Source organism: Dietzia sp. B44, assembly GCF_014145245.1.
Lineage (GTDB): Bacteria > Actinomycetota > Actinomycetes > Mycobacteriales > Mycobacteriaceae > Dietzia > Dietzia natronolimnaea.
The window spans coordinates 1-1,693 of record NZ_JAALEF010000496.1 but is presented as its reverse complement, the minus strand read 5'-3'; the positions used below and the strand labels follow the sequence as shown (position 1 = coordinate 1,693).

Annotated in this window: 2 protein-coding genes; both read right to left on the bottom strand. The window is 60.0% G+C overall.

Annotation, left to right across the window (positions count from 1 at the left end; all coding sequences use genetic code 11):
* Nucleotides 1-197: transposase (locus G6017_RS14795; RefSeq protein WP_182618037.1), on the bottom strand; the 197-nt coding region annotated here is incomplete at its 3' end.
* A 391-nt stretch (nt 198-588) separates the two neighbouring features.
* Entirely contained in the window at nt 589-1,368 is a 780-nt protein-coding gene (locus G6017_RS14790; RefSeq protein ID WP_069390364.1) for a ParA family protein, read from the bottom strand.
* Nucleotides 1,369-1,693 lie beyond the last annotated feature (325 nt).

Below are 1,693 nucleotides of genomic sequence, written 5' to 3'. Positions count from 1 at the left end.
CGTGCCCGCTCATCGAGCGTCACCTCAGTCTCGGTGCCGCCGTGGGTCTCGCGGTATTTGTTCACCCAGTTCCGCAACGTTTCAGGTCCGACGCCGTAGGCCACCGCGACGTCCTTGATCGTCTTCGAGGTCGTGATGACCTCCTGGCACAGCTCATCCTTGAACTCCTGGCTGAACCGCCTGCGTGATGCACTCACTGCTGGGTCTCATTTCGGTAGGTCCCTCACTTTAGGAGGGCCCACTGTCCGAGATCACCGCAGCAGGCCAGAACTCGAGCCCGAAGCCTGTCGATGTCTGATCAGCAGTCTCGTGATTCCAAGTACTCGACGATGGCGCTGTCGGTGATGGACGCGATACTGATAGTGCGGTCGCCTGTTTCGTAGCGCAGTTTGTCTACCGCGCGGAGTAGCCGTGCTTTCGTTGATGGGCGCAACCGGACATTGTGCTGCTCCGTCAGTCGCTCCTCCCCCCGCGCGGCGGGCTGGTTTGTCTGTGGGGCGGACAGCGGCGCGGGAGTCGGGGTAGGTCGCTCGGGCAAGTCCGCTGCGGGGTGGGTAGTTCGTCGGATTGCGGGTTCACGCTGGACGCTCATGCTGCAGTCCCTTCGGTGATTACCAGCTCGGAAAGTAGATCCGTGTAAGCGACCTGGAGAGCTAACGCCTTGCCGCCAGTGAACCTGTGGATCGGCGTGTGAGTGCTATGCGCGTCCTGGCGGGCGGTCAGTTCCGGAATGGCGGTCTTCGCGACCAGTTCTCCGTAGGTCTCACGCAACTCGCTCTCGCGGAATCGGTGTTCGCCGGTGGCCCGCTTACGGCTAAGGACAATTTTCTCGAGCACGAGTTGGGGGTTGGGTCGTCTCTGGACATTGCGGATCGTTTCCTGAAGGTTTTCGATCCCCCGGACACTGTCGATGGTTGGCTCGGTGATGGCAATGACCCCGTCGGCTGCGCACAACACGGCAAAGAGCAACTTCCCCAGTGACGGTGGACAATCGAAGAGGACCGCGTCGTAGACCGAGAGGTCGAGCCCCTCGAACGCGATGTCGAGGCGGAAGATCAAATCGTTGGCTCCGTCCGACTCGATGTTGGCCAATGCTTCGTTGGATGGGATGAGGTCAACCCTGTCCCAAGGGGTTGCGATGACGGCATTGGCTGCAGCTCCCGCAGCGGTTCGGTTCATGAGGTCGAACGTCGTCATCATGTCGTCCGTGATTTCGACACCGAGCCCAGTGGTGGAGTTCCCCTGAGGGTCGACGTCCACAATCAGAACATTGCGTCCCTGATCGCTCAGTGCACTAGCCAGGCCGAGCGTCGTTGCAGTTTTGCCGACGCCGCCCTTCTGATTGCAGAGCGCTAACTTGCGGACCATGCGCGTTCCTCTCGAAGTGGCGGCCAACCACAGGTGCTCGCTAGGTTGGCTGGACGGTTACGTTCCCTCGGATAATCGCTGGGTAGTTCGCGTCGTAGTGCTAGCGAGGCTAACCCTGATAGATAGTGACGTAACGAAGGCTCGCGGAGCAGCCATAACTATCAACGTTTGGCTAGCTAGCGGTGCTAGCTTAGTTAATCTAGTAACGGTAGACAAGCACGCTACTGGTGCTTCTCTAGCTTGTTGTGCACGCAGAGACGGGTCGGTGTGCCGGGCGCTGGTGCCGCTACCCCAATTCGCTTAGCCTGGATCCACCGATGAGATG

What these genes read in the sequence shown, in the direction of transcription:
- G6017_RS14790 (WP_069390364.1), bottom strand. Translation starts at nt 1,368, where the DNA reads ATGGTCCGCAAGTTAGCGCTCTGCAATCAGAAGGGCGGCGTCGGCAAA.